Origin of the sequence: Chryseobacterium indoltheticum, assembly GCF_003815915.1 — a bacterium.
Classification (GTDB): domain Bacteria; phylum Bacteroidota; class Bacteroidia; order Flavobacteriales; family Weeksellaceae; genus Chryseobacterium; species Chryseobacterium indoltheticum.
In genome coordinates, this window is sequence record NZ_CP033929.1 from 37,217 (window position 1) to 54,599 (window position 17,383).

The following is a 17,383-nucleotide window of genomic DNA, read 5'->3' on the forward strand; positions in this document are numbered from 1 at the left end:
TTTGACTAAAGCCAATTTCGGTCTTCAAATTTGAAAGCGGGCTAAAGCCCACTCTTATTGATCAAGACACATACATTATATCTCAAGATTTTAAAAATTCACATTTCACCATTGACAATTCACAAATTAAAAGACTCTTAATTTCTTCCAACTTTTCAATAGACGGAATCAAAATAAAACATATATTATAAACCGACAAAAATCACTAAATTTGCCAACTTGATTAATCAACGAAATTGAGAAATTACAATGAGCCAATTTAAAGAATATAAAAACCTCAACCTTATAGATGTAGCCGAGAATGTTTCGGAATTCTGGAAAGCAAACGACACTTTTGCAAAAAGTGTAGAAACACGTCAGGGAAATCCTGAGTTTGTGTTTTACGAAGGTCCGCCTTCAGCCAACGGAATGCCCGGAATTCACCACGTTATGGCAAGAGCGTTGAAAGATATTTTCTGTCGTTACCAAACGCAAAACGGGAAACAGGTTTTCCGTAAAGCGGGTTGGGACACGCACGGACTTCCTGTGGAATTAGGAGTTGAAAAAGAACTCGGAATCACTAAAGAAGATATTGGCAAAAAAATTTCGATTGAAGATTACAACAAAGCTTGTCGTGAAGCAGTAATGCGTTATACTGATGTTTGGAATCACCTTACCGAAAAAATCGGGTATTGGGTAGATCTTGAAGATCCGTATATCACATACAAGTCAAAATATATGGAAACGGTTTGGTGGTTGTTGAAGCAATTGTACAGCAAAGAATTGCTATATAAAGGTTACACCATTCAGCCTTACTCTCCAAAAGCAGGAACCGGACTTTCTTCTCACGAATTAAATCAGCCTGGAACGTATCGTGATGTTACCGATACAACAATCGTTGCTCAGTTTAAAGTTAAAAAAGATTCTTCCGAATTATTCAACGATGTTGACGGAGATGTAAACGTTTTAGCATGGACGACAACTCCTTGGACTTTACCTTCAAACACAGCTTTGGCGGTGGGAAGAGATATTGAATATGTTGTTGTAAAAACTTTCAACCAATATACTTTTGAGTCTGTAACTGTTGTTTTAGCCAGACTTTTATTAGAAAAGAATTTCGGTAAAAAATTCGTGGAAGGAACTGATGTAGATTTGGCAAACTATACTTCAGACAGCAAAACAATTCCATTTAAAATTGTAAAAGAATTTACCGGAGAAAAATTAGCCGGAACTCAATACGAACAGTTAATTCCTTGGTTTACGCCGGATGAAACTCCTGAAAAAGCGTTCAAAGTAATCATCGGAGATTTTGTAACGACGGAAGACGGTACAGGTATCGTACACATTGCTCCTACTTTTGGTGCGGATGATGCGAGAGTTGCGAAAGAAAACGGAATTCCGCCAATGTTGGTGAAAGATGAGAATGATAATTTGGTTCCGTTGGTTGATTTGCAAGGTAAATTTATCAAAGGAGATAATGTTCCGGAAACTTTCTCAGGAAAATACATCAAAAACGAATATTACAACGAAGGAACTGCACCAGAGAAATCTTGGGATGTAGAACTGGCCATTGTTTTAAAAACAGAAAACAAAGCTTTTAAAGTTGAAAAATATGTTCACAGCTACCCTCATTGCTGGAGAACCGACAAACCTGTTTTATATTATCCGTTAGATTCTTGGTTCGTAAAAATGACGGCTGTAAAAGACCGTTTGGTTGAATTAAATGAAACCATCAACTGGAAACCAAAATCTACAGGAGAAGGCCGTTTTGCCAATTGGTTGGAAAACGTAAACGACTGGAATCTTTCCCGATCAAGATATTGGGGAATTCCTTTACCAATCTGGAGAACAGACCCTTCGACAGGCTCAGGACAAGCAGAAGAAAAAATCATAGGTTCTGTAGAAGAATTATACAACGAAATTGAAAAATCGGTTGCTGCAGGATTAATGAAAGAAAATCCGTTCAAAGGATTTGAAATCGGAAATATGTCTGAAGAAAACTATTCTTTGGTTGATCTGCACAAAAATGTGGTTGACAAAGTAGTTTTAGTTTCAGATTCAGGAAAAGCAATGAATCGTGAAAGCGACCTTATCGACGTTTGGTTCGATTCAGGGGCGATGCCTTATGCGCAGTTGCATTATCCTTTTGAAAATAAAGAATTAATCGATAATAATAAAGCTTTCCCGGCAGATTTCATTGCGGAAGGCGTTGACCAGACTCGTGGTTGGTTTTACACGCTTCATGCAATCGGAACGGCGGTTTTTGACGCAGTTGCTTATAAAAATGTAATGAGTAACGGACTTGTTTTGGATAAAAACGGTCAGAAAATGTCTAAACGTTTAGGAAATGCAGTTGATCCGTTTGAAACGCTTGCAGTTTACGGTCCGGATGCGACACGTTGGTACATGATTTCGAATGCAAATCCTTGGGAAAACCTGAAATTCGACATTGAAGGAATTGATGAAGTGAGAAGAAAATTCTTCGGAACTCTTTACAACACGTATTCATTCTTTGCTCTGTATGCAAACGTTGATGGATTTAATTATTCTGAAAAAGATGTTCAAAATCGACCGGAAATCGACCGTTGGATTTTATCTGAATTGAATCTTTTAATCAAAGAAGTAAAAGCATTCTACGAAGATTATGAGCCAACAAGAGTGGCAAGATCGATCAGCAATTTTGTAAACGACAATTTATCAAACTGGTACGTAAGATTGTGCAGAAGACGTTTCTGGAAAGGAGATTATTCTGATGACAAAATCTCTGCTTACCAAACTTTATATACGTGTCTTGAAACTGTTGCCAAATTATCGGCACCAATCGCTCCGTTCTTTATGGATCAGTTGTATCAGGATTTGAACAAAGTAACAGGAAAAGACGGTGTCGAATCTGTGCATTTAACAGACTTCCCGGTTGCGGATGAAAGTTTAATCGATCAGGATTTGGTTGAAAAAACCCATTTAGCACAAAACATTACAAGTATGGTTTTCTCATTGAGAAAAAAGGAAAACGTAAAAGTTCGTCAACCGTTACAAAAAGTGTTGATTCCTGTATTGGATAAGAAAACTGAAGAGCAGATTTTAGCCGTTGCAGAATTAATTAAACAAGAAGTTAACGTTAAAGAATTACAATTAATCAATGCCGAAGAAGCATCTCATTTAATTGTAAAACAGATCAAACCAAACTTCAAAACTTTAGGTTCAAGACTTGGAAAAGACATGAAAGTTGTTGGTAGTGAAATTACTAATCTTTCTGCTGAGCAAATTTCATCTTTAGAAAAAGAAGGAAAGATAGATATTCAAGGATATGAAATTACATTGAATGATGTAGAAATTTCAACAAAAGATATCCCGGGATGGACGGTGACTTCAGATGGAAAAACAACTGTGGCACTAGATTTGAAGATGACTGATGAATTGAAATCTGAAGGTATCGCAAGAGAATTTATCAACAGGATCCAAAATCTGAGAAAAGAAAAAGATTTTGAATTAACAGACAGAATAAGCATCGTTTTGGAAGAAAACACACCGTTTCTTCAACAAATCAAGCAAAATGAAGAATATATTTCATCTGAGGTCTTGTCAAATAAAATAGAAATTGTATCTTCACTTTCGAATTTTAACGAAATCGATATTGATGAGATTAAATTTAAAGTGAATGTTGAAAAAAATTAATATATAACTATTGTTTTTTCAATTTCCAAATCATAAATTTATTAAAAAAGAAAAAGACAATGCAAGACGAAAGAGTAAAATATAACGACTCTGATTTACAAGAGTTTAAAAAGATAATCAAAGAAAAAATTGAGAAAGCAGAGAAAGATTTACAACTGATCAGAGAAAGCTTTATCAACGATCAAAATAATGGGACTGACGATACTTCGCCTACCTTCAAAGCTTTTGAAGAAGGTGCAGAAACGCTGAGCAAAGAGCAAAACTCTATTTTGGCAGGAAGGCAGGAAAAGTTTGTAAGAGATCTGAAAAATGCTTTGATAAGAATTGAAAACAAAACTTACGGCGTTTGCAGAGTTACAGGAAAACTAATTCCGAAGGAAAGACTTCTGGCTGTACCACATGCTACTTTGAGTATTGAAGCTAAAAATATGAAGAGATAATTATTTTTATCTTATTTTTGTAAATAATTAATTGGGTTTATATAATGTTTTGCAGCATTGTATAAACCTAATTTTTAATTATATCTATGAGTGAATTTTTGATTTTAGGGATTATCCTCGTCGTTGTTTTATGGTTTTTTAATAAAGATCGAATCAAAAACAGATTCTATCCGGAAAAGCCTAAAAATCTGACGATCGATCAGCAATTCAACTCAGACAAGCGAGAAAGAGAAAAAGAAATCGACAGACTTCTCAGCAAAATGGGCAAAAACGGAATCAATGATTTGTCTGCAAAAGACAGAAAAAGGCTCGACGAACTTTCAAAACATTAAGTCTTCGATTACGCTTAGACTGACAAAAAAAATAAAATTAAAATGGAAGCATTAATTGTACACCCAAAAAACCAAATGGAGCTGAATGCGCTGAAAAGCGTGATGAAAGACATGGGAATTCGATATGAAAAATTTCATACAAGAGGCGCAAAAACTCAGAAATTTGAACCAAAAACGCCTGTGAAGAAGGATAAACCGGTAACAGACTATAAGGACAATCCAAAGAAAGACAAGTAATGAAGAAAATAGTATTGATCACTTTTCTTATTTTATTAATAGATCAGGCTTCAAAAATTTACATTAAAACAAATTTTAACCTTAACGACAGTGTTTCTGTTTTTCCGGGTTTTAAATTAACATTTGTAGAAAACCCGGGCATGGCTTATGGTTTTCATTTTGGCGGAATGCTTGGCAAATATTTTTTAGTGATTGTTCGTATTTTTCTGATTGGAGGAATGGTTTACTTGTTCAACAAATGGCTTAAAAGAGGCGAATCTAATTATCTGATTATCCCAATGTCGATTATTTTTGCCGGAGCAATTGGAAATCTTATCGACGGAATGTTTTATGGTTTAATTTTCGACAGCGGAATGGTCTATGACGAAAACGTAAATCAATGGATTGGTTATGGCGGAGTTTCTAAACTGGTTCCTTTCGGAGAAGGATATTCTACTTTTATGAAAGGCTGTGTTGTTGATATGCTGCATTTTCCGTTAGTAGACTGGTACGTTCCTGAAACCTGGCCTTTAATTGGAGGGAAACACCTTGAGTTCTTCAAATACATCTTTAATGTTGCCGATTCTGCAATCACTGTTGGGGCCGCATTACTTTTAATTTTCAGAAAAAAAGCTTTTCCAAACGGACTTGAGTTCTAAAATATTTCATACTTTTATGAAACCTTCAAGGTTTACAATGTATGAAAAGAATTATAAAGAATACAATCAAAATATTCCTGCTGCTTTTTGTGGCAGGAATTATTTTTATCATCTGGTCAAACTTTACCATTAATAATGAGACGGAAGATTATGTGACTTCTACTATTTCAACTTTACCTAATGAAAAAACCGGACTTCTTTTAGGAACAAGTAAAACTTTATCCAATGGAGCACCGAATGCTTATTTTTTTAATCGAATTGAAGCGGCTGCAGAATTATTTAAATCAGGGAAAATTCAAAACATCATTGTAAGCGGAGACAACTCTAAAAAGGATTACAACGAGCCTGAAGAAATGAAAAACGAGCTTATCAAAGCCGGAGTTCCTGCTGATAAAATTTTCGAAGATTTTGCAGGTTTCAGAACTTTAGATTCTGTGCTTCGCGCAAAAGAAATTTTCGGACAAAGCTCATACATTATTATTTCTCAAAGGTTTCACAACGAAAGAGCGGTTTATCTTGCTAGAAAAAATAATATTGAAGCTTGGGGTTATAATGCTGCAGATGTGAATAAATATGCAGGTTTAAAAACCAATGCGAGAGAAAAACTGGCAAGAGCAAAGGTTTTCTGGGACTTTATGTTTGGGGTGGAGCCGAAGTTTGGCGGGGATAAGATATTGATCCCCTAATTAATTTACTATGAGCATATTCACTTATCATTTAGTAAAAACAAATTATTTTTCAGCATTGAAAATTCTTTTGTTTCCACCGAAGCCAAAAAATATTCCGGGGTTGATTCACGCAGAGATCATGACGGCGATGACTCTAGGCTCTATTATTTTTTCACCATCCCGAATGCTGATCAGACAGATCGCCGTATTTGCTCAATGGGAAAAAGAAAGTGATATCGACAATTTTTTAACCAAAAATAATTTAGGGAAAATCCTTGCAAAAGGCTGGCATACAAGATTAAATTTTATGAGAAAATGGGGGAAATTCAACAAGTTTGAGATTCCTGATGAAACATTAGAATTTGAAAATCCAGATTCTTCGGTCGTTGCGGTTACCATTGCACGAATGAAATTTACGGAAATCCCAAGATTTATCCATTGGGGAAGACCGGTTGAGAAATTGGTGCGCGACCATCCGGCAACGACTTTATCTTTAGCTTCCATCAAATTTCCAAATATAGTTTCAACTTTTTCAATTTGGAAAACACAAAAAGAAATGACAGATATGGTTCACGGACATAGCAAAGTTCCAAAGCCCGAAAGACACGCCGATGCTATGAAAGAAAGAGATCGAAAAGATTTTCATTTCGAATTTACAACCTTGCGTTTCAAGCCCATTTCTGAATTTGGTGAATGGAACGGGCAACGAAATATTATTCCAAATTTAAAAAACTCTTAAAATGCGGTTCGCTTATCCTATGCAGAAATTTCAGGATTGGGTGACCCAACAGTGGGTAATTCTGCATGGACGAAAAATTAAACCCGAAGACTTTCCCTGGTTGATGGGGCCGTTTGGGAATTTGGACGCAATTGGTGAAGATTTCATCCACCAATTTGCAGAAAGAGAAAACTTAGTTATACAAAAAGACTCAAATGCTAAAGGTATCATTCCGTCAATGCTAAAGCTTAATTTATCCGAAGCCGAATTCTCTAATTTATCTAAAAATGTCATTGAATTTTACGAGAACACAGCAAATCATAACTTGGATTTTTCTGTAAAATGGAATCCATTTTTCAAATTTTTCGGAATTTTAATAAATAAATTATTCAGCAACAGAATTAACCAATTGAATGTTCCCACTAAGAATATTGCTGATTCAGAAACTTTAAAAAGCGAAATCATCAATCTCATTGATCAAAAATCAAAAGAAATAAAATATACATTTTGGTTTCGTTCGGTAGAATCTACCGGACAAGTTATATATTCGGGTGTTTATGGAGTAAGCAATTTGCCTTCCGGAAAAACCTGTGTAAAAGCAGTTTTTCCCCTCCCAAACGGAAATGCAACGGTATTGATGATTCCAAGTGTTGGAGAAAATGGCGAATTGATTTTAGATTCTTCAGGAAAGAAATTTGGTGACGCCGGATTTTATTTTTTACTGAAAGATTCGAAAGGCGAATATTGGTCGCAATTCATTAGTTCTTTCCGTGACCGTTTAATTATTGGTTCAGAAAACGACTTGATCTCAGCGGAACAAACTTTAACTCTTTGGCATATAAAGGTTCTTACTTTTAATTATAAAATTAAACTGAAGAAATAATTTAATACAACTTTACAGCAGTTTTTGAACAAGATAGATTCTAAATTTTCCCTATTTTTGTAGAAATAATTTTAAACAAATGTCAAGAATTCTTACCGGCATACAAGCCACCGGAACACCGCACCTTGGAAACCTTTTGGGTGCAATTATTCCTGCAATAGAGCTTTCTAAGCAAGCAGGGAACGAATCATTTTTATTCATTGCGAATCTACATTCGCTGACGCAGATTAAAGATGCAAAAGAACTTAAACAAAACACTTATGAAATTGCTGCAGCTTGGCTTGCCTGCGGACTTGATACTGAAAAAACATTCTTTTACAGACAAAGCGACATCCCTGAAACCTGTGAACTTTCTTGGCATTTATCATGTTTTTTTCCTTATCAGAGACTTACTTTAGCGCATTCTTTCAAAGATAAAGCAGATAGACTCCAGGATGTAAATGCCGGGTTGTTTACTTATCCGATCTTAATGGCAGCAGATATTTTATTGTATGATGCCGAAATTGTTCCCGTTGGAAAAGATCAGCTTCAACACTTAGAAATTGCGCGTGATGTAGCTTCAAGATTTAATAATCAGATGGGTGAAGTTTTGGTTTTGCCTCAGGCTGAATTGCAGGAAGACACCAAATATGTTCCCGGACTTGATGGCCATAAAATGTCTAAATCGAGAGGAAACATCATCAATATTTTCTTACCCGAAAAAGAATTGAAAAAGCAGGTAATGAGCATCGAAAGCGATTCTAAATCTCTGGAAGAACCGAAAGATCCTTCTACAGACAAGACTTTTGCTATTTATGAATTGATTGCGACGCCTGAACAAACAGAAGAATTAAGAGCAAAATATTTAGCCGGAAACTTTGGTTACGGCCATGCTAAAAAAGAGCTTTTAGATTTAATTTTAACAAGATTTGAAAAAGAAAGAGAATTGTTTTCTTACTATATGAACAATCTTGAAGAACTTGAGTCAAAACTTCAGGAAGGTGCAGCAAAAACAAGAGTTATTGCTACGGAAACTATTAAAAGAGTGAGAGAAAGTTTGGGAATTTAATTCTGAACACCGAGAGGTCAAAAAGCAATATAAATATTTCAACCAAAGCAAATTCATTTTTGCTTTGGTTTTTTCTTTTATATTTTTCATGCATGCAAAATTTTACATTTATTCATAAAGACAATAGAAAAATAAATGAATATAAAAACCTATAATACAAGCACTTAAAATTTTATATTTTTCAAAAAAAAGTGAAAAGTGTTGCTTGACAATTATTTTTTTGATTCATTTGTATAGTTAAAACCAAATTCGCAGAAAGTTTAAACACAAATTAATTTTAATTATTAAATAAAAAAATTATTATTCGCAGCTTTTTTAGTTGCCGGAACAACTTTAGGGTTCGCTAAAGACAACGTACAAAATCCAAAATCTACAAACAACGAATCATCGAAAGTAGAAAGCAATGTTGAAAAACCTCAAACAATTTACCAGTTTGACTCTCTTGAAGAGGCACAAAAATTTTTAGCAGAGTGTAAAGATCTTGTGGTAGTTACAACAGTAAAGGATGGACAAACAGTAATACTCTCAACACATGAGTCAACTCGTCCTTGTATTCTTGAAAATCCAGGAACAAGAATTTATGTGATAAAAGCGTAGTTTATTTTCAAAAAAAGAAGGCAAGAGGTTTTCTCAACCTCTTGCTTTTTTAAAAAAACAATTTTATGAATAAATACATTACAATATTCGTACTAATTTGTTCAACACTCACATATAGCCAAGTTAGTGTTACTTACGAATCTATTATTAGACCAATCATAAATTATAATGGTTTTAATTTTCCAGATAGTCAAAAAGCAGAAATCGAAAGACAGATTTTAGAGAATGCCAAAAAACCGGAAAAATATGTGCTGTACTATAATGATGGTAATAGTTTCTTTCAAAGAGATTCTAATGAAAAATTATCAACAAGAGAGCAAAAGACGGAATTCTTTCGCTTAAAAGATAATAGAGGTCTTTATAAATTAAGTGATTATATTGTAGAAGAATTTTATGGATATTATCCCATGGATGATGTAAGCGTAGAGTTTACAAACGAAACACAAACTATTGAAAACTATAACTGTAAAGCAGCACTTTACAAAATAGGAAATGATGAGAGCAAAGTTTGGTATACCGAAGATATTCCTGTTTCTGCTGGACCGTACAATTACTATAAAGTACCTGGTCTAATTCTAAAAGTAGAAAGTCCGAATCTTTTATGTTATGCAACCAATGTTTCAAAAAATGTGAGTGAAAATGACATAAAAAAGATGGACCCGACCTTAAAAGTATATGAAGGTGACAAACTAAAACTCAAGAATCAAGAAGGGGGTATTAAATTTTTAGAAAATAAAAGAATGAAAGCTAGTGAAATGATAAAAAACATGCAAAAGAACTAAAGAACCGAAAGGTTTTGTATTGATTATAATTACTAATGAAGTATCTAATTACTTTCCCTTTTCTTTTCTTTGTTCACTTTTTTTGGGGGCAAAATATTGTAGTAAAAACAATTAGCAAAGAAAAGAAAAATCTTGATAATGTAAACGTACAATTAATAAAAAACAACAAAACAATAAATTTCAAAACTACAAACGAAAACGGTGTTTGTAGTTTTGTTGTTTCTGAAAAAGGCATTTATACTTTAAAATTTACTTCTTTGCTCTACAAAACAAAATTTGTAGAGATAAATACCTTTGAAAAATCTGATTTTGAAATCTTATTGGAGCAACAAATTACCGAAATTCAAGAAGTTAAAATAAAAGCACGCCCAAAAATAGCATTTGCAAAAGGAGATACTATTTCCTATAATATAAAGGTTGTAAAAGACGGAACAGAAAGAACCGTAGAAGATTTAATCAAAAAATTACCCGGGCTGGATATCAATGAAAACGGAAAAGTTACCAATAATGGAAATATTGTAGGACAAGTTTTGGTTGATGGTAACCAATTTTTTGGTAAAAACCATAAAATGGCAACCCAAAACATTACTGCAGATATGATTGATGGTGTTGATTTTTGGAAAAACTACACAACCATGAGTGGAAATCAATCGACTGCTTTAAATTTAAAATTAAAGGACGAATACAAAGGACGAATAACGGGAAATGCACAAGCCAATTACGGCAATAAAAATAGTTATCTTGCTCATGCCAATTTATTCAAATTTAGCAAAGCAGGCAATATAGCCATAATCGCAAATGCTAATTCCATTGCCAAAGACCCCATAGGAATGATGGATTTTTATGAAATGAACAAGCAAGATGATGGAGATAATGGGAATGATGCTACACGTCTTGATACACCTACGTTCTTAAATAATGACGGAAGGGTGAAAGATAAAAACAATCAATTTGGTGCACTACAGTATTCAAAATCAAACAAAACCTTTTCTATAACTGCATTTTCAATCTTCAATACTGCCCAATTAGAAAAACTATCAACTATTAGCAGAATTGCCTTTGAAGGACAACCTGCAACATATAATTTATATGAAAATCGGACAGAAAAAAATAAAGGCTTTTTTGGTACAACACAGATGAAAATAAAAAAGACATTCGCAGACAAAAGTTTTCTTTATTACAATTTTGGATTTAATACTGAGGAGGATAACTTTAATCAGGAAATAAATAGAAATTCAAATCTTATCAATACATTCTATGATATAGAAAATGGTATTAAAAGTAACACATTAGGAAATTTTATTTCCTGGAATAAAAAATTCAATATCACTAAAATCTCAATTGATTTTTCACAGCAAAAAAATACAAAAAAATCAATTTTACAGATGAACTCTTCAGAAAATCTATTCCAAAATCCCTTCAACAATTTATTACAAATTTTGGATTTAGATTCAGAAAAATATTCTTTACAGCTTAACTTAAAAAACAATTTTAGCTTTGCGACGATAAATTATCGTTCCGGATATTTTTATAAATATGAGAATGCCAGATTATCAGAATTTTTCACCTCTGAATCTGAAGTGAAAAATTTAAAAACTTACGATTTTATTAATGAAATATTTATTCAAAAGGGCATAGGAAGCTTTGATTTATCAGGAACTTTAACATCTCATTTTCTTAATTTTAACCAAGTAGAAAAGTATTATTTCGACAAAAATTTTAAGATACAATACAAGTTACAATCAAAGGCAAGTATGGTTTTCGCTTTGGAATATATAAATCAGTATAAATCTCCCGATTTTATTCAACTATTATATGATCAAAATTACAACCGTAACTTATCATATATGCGGAATGCTTCATTATCCCCAGAAACTTTGGTTAATGCCAATGCTTTCAAATTCAATTTTATTAGTTTTAATTTATCCAAAGGAAATTATTTTTTTTCAATACTAGCGTACGAAAAAGCCAACTCCAATTTTTCAACAGACGTAACCAATTTTGGACTTTTTTCTCAATCACTTAATGTTCTTGGTAATTTAAACGATCGCTGGTTCTTACTTACTTCAGATGATAGAAGAATAGGAAATTTTCTCACATTGAAATCTAAATTTACAGGATCATACAGCCGCACAAATAATTTCGTCAGTCAGCAATCCAATGAAACCAGCATAAAAAACATAGAAATAGGGCAAAAAATTTCATCCAAATCTAAGGAAATTCCTGTACAATTTGATTTAGGATATACATTTACTAAATCATTTTTTAAGCAAAGTCTTTTTAATACATCTTCAAGTCAACAAAATCTAAAATTATATTTAGGGTTACGTGCAAATATTCATAAAGAATGGTTGGGAAATATACTAGGAGAATACTTTATTCAGAAAACGCAACAAACTATATTAAAAGACTTTCTGTTGGGCGGACAAATTTCTTACAGAAAAGAAAATTCTAACTTTGAATACAATTTACTATTCAATAATATACTGAATTTAAACAATTTTGAATATATTAATAGTTCTGTAAGTTTATTAGGAACGGAAGAAACTTCAATAGTTGCATTACACGGTTATATTACGGGAGGTTTAAAATATTATTTTTGATCATTAAGCATTTCAGACTTTCTTACAAATATTCTTTAATCTGTAAAAGATGTTTTATCACTTTAAGATTTTCAACTTCTTTATTTTCATTCAAAACATCAAAGAAAATAACATCCATGCCGAAATTCTGAGCACCGATTACATCCGCAATCCAATCGTCACCAATCAGAATACTTTCTTCTTTTTTAGCATCAGAAAGTCCTAAAGAATACTCAAAAATTGCAGGATTAGGTTTTCTTACTCCAACCGAGTCTGCGCTGGTAATCGTCTGAAAATAATGATCAATTTTTGAAAGAATACATTTTCTTTCCGTCACTTCCTGAAAACCGTTTGAAATAATATGAAGCGTATAATCTTTAGCTTTTAAATAGTCTAAAATATATTGTGCGCCTTCAACCAGATGATTGTAATTCAAAATTTTATCTAAAAAATGCTCTTCAAAGAACATAGATAATTCCAGATCATCAATTCCAAAACGCTTGAATGTATCATAAAAACGATGTTTTCTGAGATATTCTTTATCAATTTCGCCGTCTCTGATTTGTTCCCAAAGCTTTTCATTGATTTCATGATATACAGAATGAAAGTCTTCAAAATCAATAGTATGTTTTAAAGTAATTTCTTCTTTATCGAAAAGATCTTTTATTGTTAAATAAGCGTTTCTACGGTGATCCCAAAGCGTATTGTCGAGATCAAAAAAAATGTGCTGAATTTTCATACAGCACAAAATTAATGATTTTTAATTTTTCGAAAGGTGGTAATGATTATTTTTAATCTTTACAACGTCAAGACTTTTTGAGAAACTAAGCAAAAAATCAATGGTTTGTTTTTTGGGTTTCAAACTTTTCACTTTTAAAGAATCGTTATTTTTCATAGGCAAAAAATGTTTTTTCTTTAAAACGTGAAACATTGTGAATTATTATCTCGTCAGGACAATATTATTTTCTTCCATTATTTTTCTTAGGTTGATCAATGCATAGCGAACACGTCCCAAAGTAGTATTAATACTCATATCTGTATGCTCAGCAATCTCTTTAAAACTTAGTCCGTCAAAAAACCTGAGTTTTATCACCTCCTGTTGATTCTGTGGTAAAAACTGCAGCATTTTTAGCAAATCCTCCTGAATCTGAAGGCTTACCAACTGATCTTCAATATTTTCTGAAGGCTCTCTAATTAAGTCGAAAATAGAAAACTCGTCACTTTCAAAAGTAGTTTCTGAAACTTTTATATTTTTTGCTTTAGCACGAAAATGATCAATAATAAGATTCTGAGCAATTCTTTTTGCCCAAAGAATAAATTTACCTTCTTCGTTGTAACGCCCTTCTTTAAGCATTACAATAATTTTTATAAAGGTATCCTGAAAGATATCATTCGCCAAATCCTGATCATTTATTTTATATAATATAAATGTAAACAATTCTCTTTGGTGGCGATGTATAAGGGTAGATAATGCTTCTTCGTCTCCTTTTTGGTATAGAGAAATTAATAGACTGTCCGTTGATTTCATAACTCATCTCATATATTATCCGCCGACAAACATTTTCCTGACTTAAATCAAGTGAATTTTTAGTTTGCCAAAACAGTATTAGAGTAGAGTCTTATCTATAAGCATTTAAATTATGCTGTAAATATAAATAAAATTTTAATAACTGTTAACCATTTATTAATAATTCTGAAGAATTATTTAAAAAAGATTACTTTAACATGTCATGTAAGAAAGATGTTGGAATATTTAATGTGAAATTAACATTTACCCCTTTTAATTCTTTACCATTTAAACCAGAATTTCCAATAGGAAAAGCATAACCTCCGGTAAGATCTAAAATTCCAAAAAGAGTAACCCCAATTTTAGGAGCCACATACTTATTTGTTCCCTCAACTCCAGCAAGAAAATAGTAAGAATGATAAAAATCTACATTCTTTTCAAAATTAAACAAAACATCAGCCTGTAATTTGGGCATTATGGCAAAATCCGAATTTGCAGAACCCATCAAAGCGGAAGCTCCCAAACGATAAATGACATCATCATTTTTAAGAAACATCAGTTTCCCGCCTACTTCACCGAAGCTTTGATTTTGGTAAACATATCCTACATTAATCATTTTATGCACCGTGTATTGTGCTTTTACAAAAGTGCTTACGAAAAAAAGTAAAAGTATGGTAATTGCAAATCGCATTTTCATTGTAAAGTATTTAATTGTAAAAATAAAAAAAACTGCTTTAGCATATTCATGTTAAAGCAGTTTCTATACCGAAAAGCAGAATTAAATTCCGAAAGCGGATTTAATTTCTTCTACTTTATCTAATTTCTCCCATGTGAAGAACTCTAAACCTGTAAGAGTCAACTCATTTTTGTGTCCTTTATTAAAGGTTTTATCTGCAACGAAATGCTCTCTTCCCATGTGCCCGTAAGAAGCAGTTTCCTGGTAGATAGGATTTCTTAATTTTAAATTTTGCTCGATAGCGTAAGGTCTCAAATCGAAAACCGTAGATACTTTTTTAGCGATTTCACCATCATTTAAGCCAACCTTAGAAGTTCCGTAAGTATTGATGTATAAACCACAAGGCTCAGCAACACCAATTGCATAAGAAACCTGCACCAAAACTTCATCTGCAACACCTGCAGCAACAAGATTTTTAGCAATGTGTCTTGTAGCATACGCAGCACTTCTGTCTACTTTTGAAGGATCTTTTCCAGAGAAAGCACCACCACCGTGAGCACCTTTTCCACCGTACGTATCAACGATGATTTTTCTTCCTGTAAGACCTGTATCTCCGTGAGGACCACCGATGACGAATTTCCCTGTTGGGTTGATGTGATATTTGATCTGATCATTAAATAATGCTTTAATTTCCTCAGTTTGTAGAGCTACAACTCTAGGAATCAAAATCGTTTTAATGTCTTCTCTGATTTTATTTAACATTTCTTCTTCAGCAGCGAAATCGTCATGCTGAGTAGAAACAACAATAGAATCAATTCTTACCGGTTTGTGATCGTCAGAATACTCAATGGTTACCTGAGATTTTGCATCTGGACGAAGATATTTGATTTCAGAATCTTCTCTTCTGATTGCAGAAAGTTCTTTAAGAATAGTATGAGCCAAATCTAAAGCTAAAGGCATATAATTTGCCGTTTCGTTGGTAGCGTATCCGAACATCATTCCCTGATCCCCCGCTCCCTGTGCGTTTGCTTTTGTTTCGAAAGTTTCGTCGGCAACAACTCGGTCAACACCTTGATTAATATCTGGTGACTGTTCGTGGATCGCAGAAATTACTCCACAAGAATCTCCGTTGAACATATATTCACCTTTTGTATACCCAATTCCGTTGATTACTTCTCTTGCAATAGTCTGAACGTCCAAATAAGCATCAGATTTCACCTCTCCTGCCAAAACAACCTGTCCTGTAGTAACCAAAGTTTCACAAGCTACTTTTGAAGTTTTGTCGTATGCTAAAAAGTTATCGATCAATGCATCAGAAATCTGATCAGCAATTTTATCCGGATGTCCTTCTGAAACAGATTCAGATGTAAATAAATAAGACATATTATTCTTTGTATTTTTTAGATTAAAAATGTGAAGAAAAAATGAATAATTGCCCGAAAATGCTAAAAGAGAATTACTGTTTTAGCATTTTTTTAGAGAGGTTGCAATCAGGTCAAATTTTTCCTCGTTAATAAACGTCTGCAAAGTTAAGTACTATTTTTTAATACTCAAAAACTTTTATCGATTATTATATTTTTATTGAAACATGCTTAAAATTGCCTCCAGATACAATTATTGAGGCTTAATGCTGACAAAATCTTTTGGAGCATTATTGAAATTAAGCTTCGTTTCTAGAGAAGTTTTTATAAAAGAACTCAACTCATCAATGATTTTTTGTTTGAAGGTCGGCTTATAATAAATGATCTTGATCTCTCTATATGGGAAAGGTTTTTTAAATCGGTAAACTTTACCTTTTTGCTCTTCTGAAAGTTGATTTAAGGCTAATTCAGGTAAAATACTGATTCCTCCTACTTTGTCAACCATGTGTACCAAAGTCTGAATATTTGATGCTAAGAAATCTAAATTTTTAGGCTTCAAAGTATTTTCTTTTAAATGACAGATATTTTCAAACTGATTTCTCAGACAGTTACCTTCTTCCAAAAGCCAAACCTTTTCTACATTTAATTCTTCAGGAACGATAAACGTATTTTTCTTATTTGCTTCTGTATCTGAACTGTAAATCATCAATTCTTCATTAAACAAGAAGTCCTGATAAAATTCGTTGGCGTTATCATAAGGTGTAGAAATAATTCCGGCATCCAACTCTCCTGCTTTTAAAGCTTTGATAATGTTGTCTGTCGTCATTTCCTTTACATTCATCTGAATTTTAGGATTATCTTGCAGGAAATTAAAGATTTCTGTAGGCAAAATAAATGAAGAAACGGTAGGAATGATTCCCAAGTTAATGGTTCCGCCCAAAATATTATTTAATAAATTAGCCTTGTTTTTAAGCTCATTTACAGCCTCTATAATTACTTTTGCCTGATCTATAATTTGCAATCCGACATCAGTTGTTCTGATTGGGTGAGTTGTTCTGTCAAAAACCTTTACATCCAGCTCATCTTCAAACTTTTGTATCATTGCACTTAATGTAGGCTGAGTAATAAAGCACGCTTGAGCGGCTTTACCAAAATGCTTATACTTATCTACAGCGATAAGATATTCCAATTGCTGAATGTTCATTTGATTAATATTATCTATGACAAAGATATAACGTTTTTGGCAGAAGCCATTAAAAA

The 17,383-nt window shown here is 33.0% G+C and carries 16 protein-coding genes; 11 read left to right on the forward strand and 5 right to left on the reverse strand.

Going from position 1 to position 17,383, the window contains the following annotated elements; all coding sequences use genetic code 11:
- Positions 1 to 249: 249 nt before the first annotated feature.
- The 11 genes from ileS to EG358_RS00245 all read left to right on the forward strand — a co-directional run bounded on the left by ileS (position 250) and on the right by EG358_RS00245 (position 12,600).
- Entirely contained in the window at positions 250 to 3,654 is a 3,405-nt protein-coding gene (gene ileS / locus EG358_RS00195) for an isoleucine--tRNA ligase (RefSeq protein WP_076561944.1), read from the forward strand.
- 59 nt (positions 3,655 to 3,713) lie between these two features.
- Positions 3,714 to 4,094 (forward strand): TraR/DksA family transcriptional regulator, encoded by a 381-nt coding sequence (locus EG358_RS00200; RefSeq protein ID WP_066678201.1) that lies wholly within the window; start codon positions 3,714 to 3,716, stop codon positions 4,092 to 4,094.
- A gap of 86 nt (positions 4,095 to 4,180) precedes the next feature.
- Positions 4,181 to 4,426, forward strand: a complete 246-nt coding sequence (locus tag EG358_RS00205; RefSeq protein ID WP_076561945.1) for a DUF6576 domain-containing protein — start codon at positions 4,181 to 4,183, stop codon at positions 4,424 to 4,426.
- A 42-nt stretch (positions 4,427 to 4,468) separates the two neighbouring features.
- Positions 4,469 to 4,663 (forward strand): DUF2683 family protein, encoded by a 195-nt coding sequence (locus EG358_RS00210; RefSeq protein ID WP_076561946.1) that lies wholly within the window; start codon positions 4,469 to 4,471, stop codon positions 4,661 to 4,663.
- A complete protein-coding gene (locus tag EG358_RS00215; RefSeq protein ID WP_076561947.1) occupies positions 4,663 to 5,301 on the forward strand; it encodes a lipoprotein signal peptidase in 639 nt (212 codons plus the stop codon). Before EG358_RS00210 ends, EG358_RS00215 begins: the two co-directional genes overlap by 1 nt.
- Before the next feature lie 41 nt (positions 5,302 to 5,342).
- A complete protein-coding gene (locus EG358_RS00220; protein WP_076561948.1) occupies positions 5,343 to 5,987 on the forward strand; it encodes a SanA/YdcF family protein in 645 nt (214 codons plus the stop codon).
- Between the two features lie 10 nt (positions 5,988 to 5,997).
- Positions 5,998 to 6,708, forward strand: coding sequence for a hypothetical protein (locus EG358_RS00225; RefSeq protein ID WP_076561949.1), 711 nt, complete (start codon positions 5,998 to 6,000; stop codon positions 6,706 to 6,708).
- Between the two features lies 1 nt (position 6,709).
- The gene (locus EG358_RS00230; protein WP_076561950.1) at positions 6,710 to 7,570 is read left to right on the forward strand and encodes a hypothetical protein; all 861 of its coding nucleotides are present in this window, start codon (positions 6,710 to 6,712) and stop codon (positions 7,568 to 7,570) included.
- A gap of 79 nt (positions 7,571 to 7,649) precedes the next feature.
- A complete protein-coding gene (gene trpS, locus EG358_RS00235; RefSeq protein WP_076561951.1) occupies positions 7,650 to 8,618 on the forward strand; it encodes a tryptophan--tRNA ligase in 969 nt (322 codons plus the stop codon).
- Positions 8,619 to 9,280: 662 nt separating this feature from the next.
- The gene (locus EG358_RS00240) at positions 9,281 to 9,997 is read left to right on the forward strand and encodes a GLPGLI family protein (protein ID WP_076561952.1); all 717 of its coding nucleotides are present in this window, start codon (positions 9,281 to 9,283) and stop codon (positions 9,995 to 9,997) included.
- 35 nt (positions 9,998 to 10,032) lie between these two features.
- Positions 10,033 to 12,600: a peptidase associated/transthyretin-like domain-containing protein gene (locus tag EG358_RS00245; protein ID WP_076561953.1), complete on the forward strand. Its 2,568-nt coding sequence runs from the start codon at positions 10,033 to 10,035 to the stop codon at positions 12,598 to 12,600.
- A 22-nt stretch (positions 12,601 to 12,622) separates the two neighbouring features.
- Here the strand turns inward: EG358_RS00245 and EG358_RS00250 are convergent, their stop codons facing one another.
- The 5 genes from EG358_RS00250 to EG358_RS00270 form a co-directional block, all read right to left on the reverse strand.
- Entirely contained in the window at positions 12,623 to 13,318 is a 696-nt protein-coding gene (locus EG358_RS00250; RefSeq protein WP_076561954.1) for a YjjG family noncanonical pyrimidine nucleotidase, read from the reverse strand.
- Between the two features lie 201 nt (positions 13,319 to 13,519).
- Complete coding sequence (locus tag EG358_RS00255; protein WP_076561955.1) at positions 13,520 to 14,107, reverse strand: RNA polymerase sigma factor; 588 nt, start codon at positions 14,105 to 14,107, stop codon at positions 13,520 to 13,522.
- Between the two features lie 187 nt (positions 14,108 to 14,294).
- Positions 14,295 to 14,783 carry a hypothetical protein gene (locus EG358_RS00260; RefSeq protein WP_076561956.1) on the reverse strand — a complete coding sequence of 163 codons (489 nt, stop codon included), beginning with the start codon at positions 14,781 to 14,783 and terminating at the stop codon, positions 14,295 to 14,297.
- 81 nt (positions 14,784 to 14,864) lie between these two features.
- Complete coding sequence (gene metK, locus EG358_RS00265) at positions 14,865 to 16,145, reverse strand: methionine adenosyltransferase (protein WP_076561957.1); 1,281 nt, start codon at positions 16,143 to 16,145, stop codon at positions 14,865 to 14,867.
- A 231-nt stretch (positions 16,146 to 16,376) separates the two neighbouring features.
- Positions 16,377 to 17,327, reverse strand: coding sequence for a LysR substrate-binding domain-containing protein (locus tag EG358_RS00270; protein WP_076561958.1), 951 nt, complete (start codon positions 17,325 to 17,327; stop codon positions 16,377 to 16,379).
- Positions 17,328 to 17,383: the final 56 nt, after the last annotated feature.

What these genes read in the sequence shown, in the direction of transcription:
- ileS (WP_076561944.1), top strand. Translation starts at nt 250, where the DNA reads ATGAGCCAATTTAAAGAATATAAAAACCTCAACCTTATAGATGTAGCC.
- EG358_RS00200 (WP_066678201.1), top strand. Translation starts at nt 3,714, where the DNA reads ATGCAAGACGAAAGAGTAAAATATAACGACTCTGATTTACAAGAGTTT.
- EG358_RS00205 (WP_076561945.1), top strand. Translation starts at nt 4,181, where the DNA reads ATGAGTGAATTTTTGATTTTAGGGATTATCCTCGTCGTTGTTTTATGG.
- EG358_RS00210 (WP_076561946.1), top strand. Translation starts at nt 4,469, where the DNA reads ATGGAAGCATTAATTGTACACCCAAAAAACCAAATGGAGCTGAATGCG.
- EG358_RS00215 (WP_076561947.1), top strand. Translation starts at nt 4,663, where the DNA reads ATGAAGAAAATAGTATTGATCACTTTTCTTATTTTATTAATAGATCAG.
- EG358_RS00220 (WP_076561948.1), top strand. Translation starts at nt 5,343, where the DNA reads ATGAAAAGAATTATAAAGAATACAATCAAAATATTCCTGCTGCTTTTT.
- EG358_RS00225 (WP_076561949.1), top strand. Translation starts at nt 5,998, where the DNA reads ATGAGCATATTCACTTATCATTTAGTAAAAACAAATTATTTTTCAGCA.
- EG358_RS00230 (WP_076561950.1), top strand. Translation starts at nt 6,710, where the DNA reads ATGCGGTTCGCTTATCCTATGCAGAAATTTCAGGATTGGGTGACCCAA.
- trpS (WP_076561951.1), top strand. Translation starts at nt 7,650, where the DNA reads ATGTCAAGAATTCTTACCGGCATACAAGCCACCGGAACACCGCACCTT.
- EG358_RS00240 (WP_076561952.1), top strand. Translation starts at nt 9,281, where the DNA reads ATGAATAAATACATTACAATATTCGTACTAATTTGTTCAACACTCACA.
- EG358_RS00245 (WP_076561953.1), top strand. Translation starts at nt 10,033, where the DNA reads ATGAAGTATCTAATTACTTTCCCTTTTCTTTTCTTTGTTCACTTTTTT.
- EG358_RS00250 (WP_076561954.1), bottom strand. Translation starts at nt 13,318, where the DNA reads ATGAAAATTCAGCACATTTTTTTTGATCTCGACAATACGCTTTGGGAT.
- EG358_RS00255 (WP_076561955.1), bottom strand. Translation starts at nt 14,107, where the DNA reads ATGAAATCAACGGACAGTCTATTAATTTCTCTATACCAAAAAGGAGAC.
- EG358_RS00260 (WP_076561956.1), bottom strand. Translation starts at nt 14,783, where the DNA reads ATGAAAATGCGATTTGCAATTACCATACTTTTACTTTTTTTCGTAAGC.
- metK (WP_076561957.1), bottom strand. Translation starts at nt 16,145, where the DNA reads ATGTCTTATTTATTTACATCTGAATCTGTTTCAGAAGGACATCCGGAT.
- EG358_RS00270 (WP_076561958.1), bottom strand. Translation starts at nt 17,327, where the DNA reads ATGAACATTCAGCAATTGGAATATCTTATCGCTGTAGATAAGTATAAG.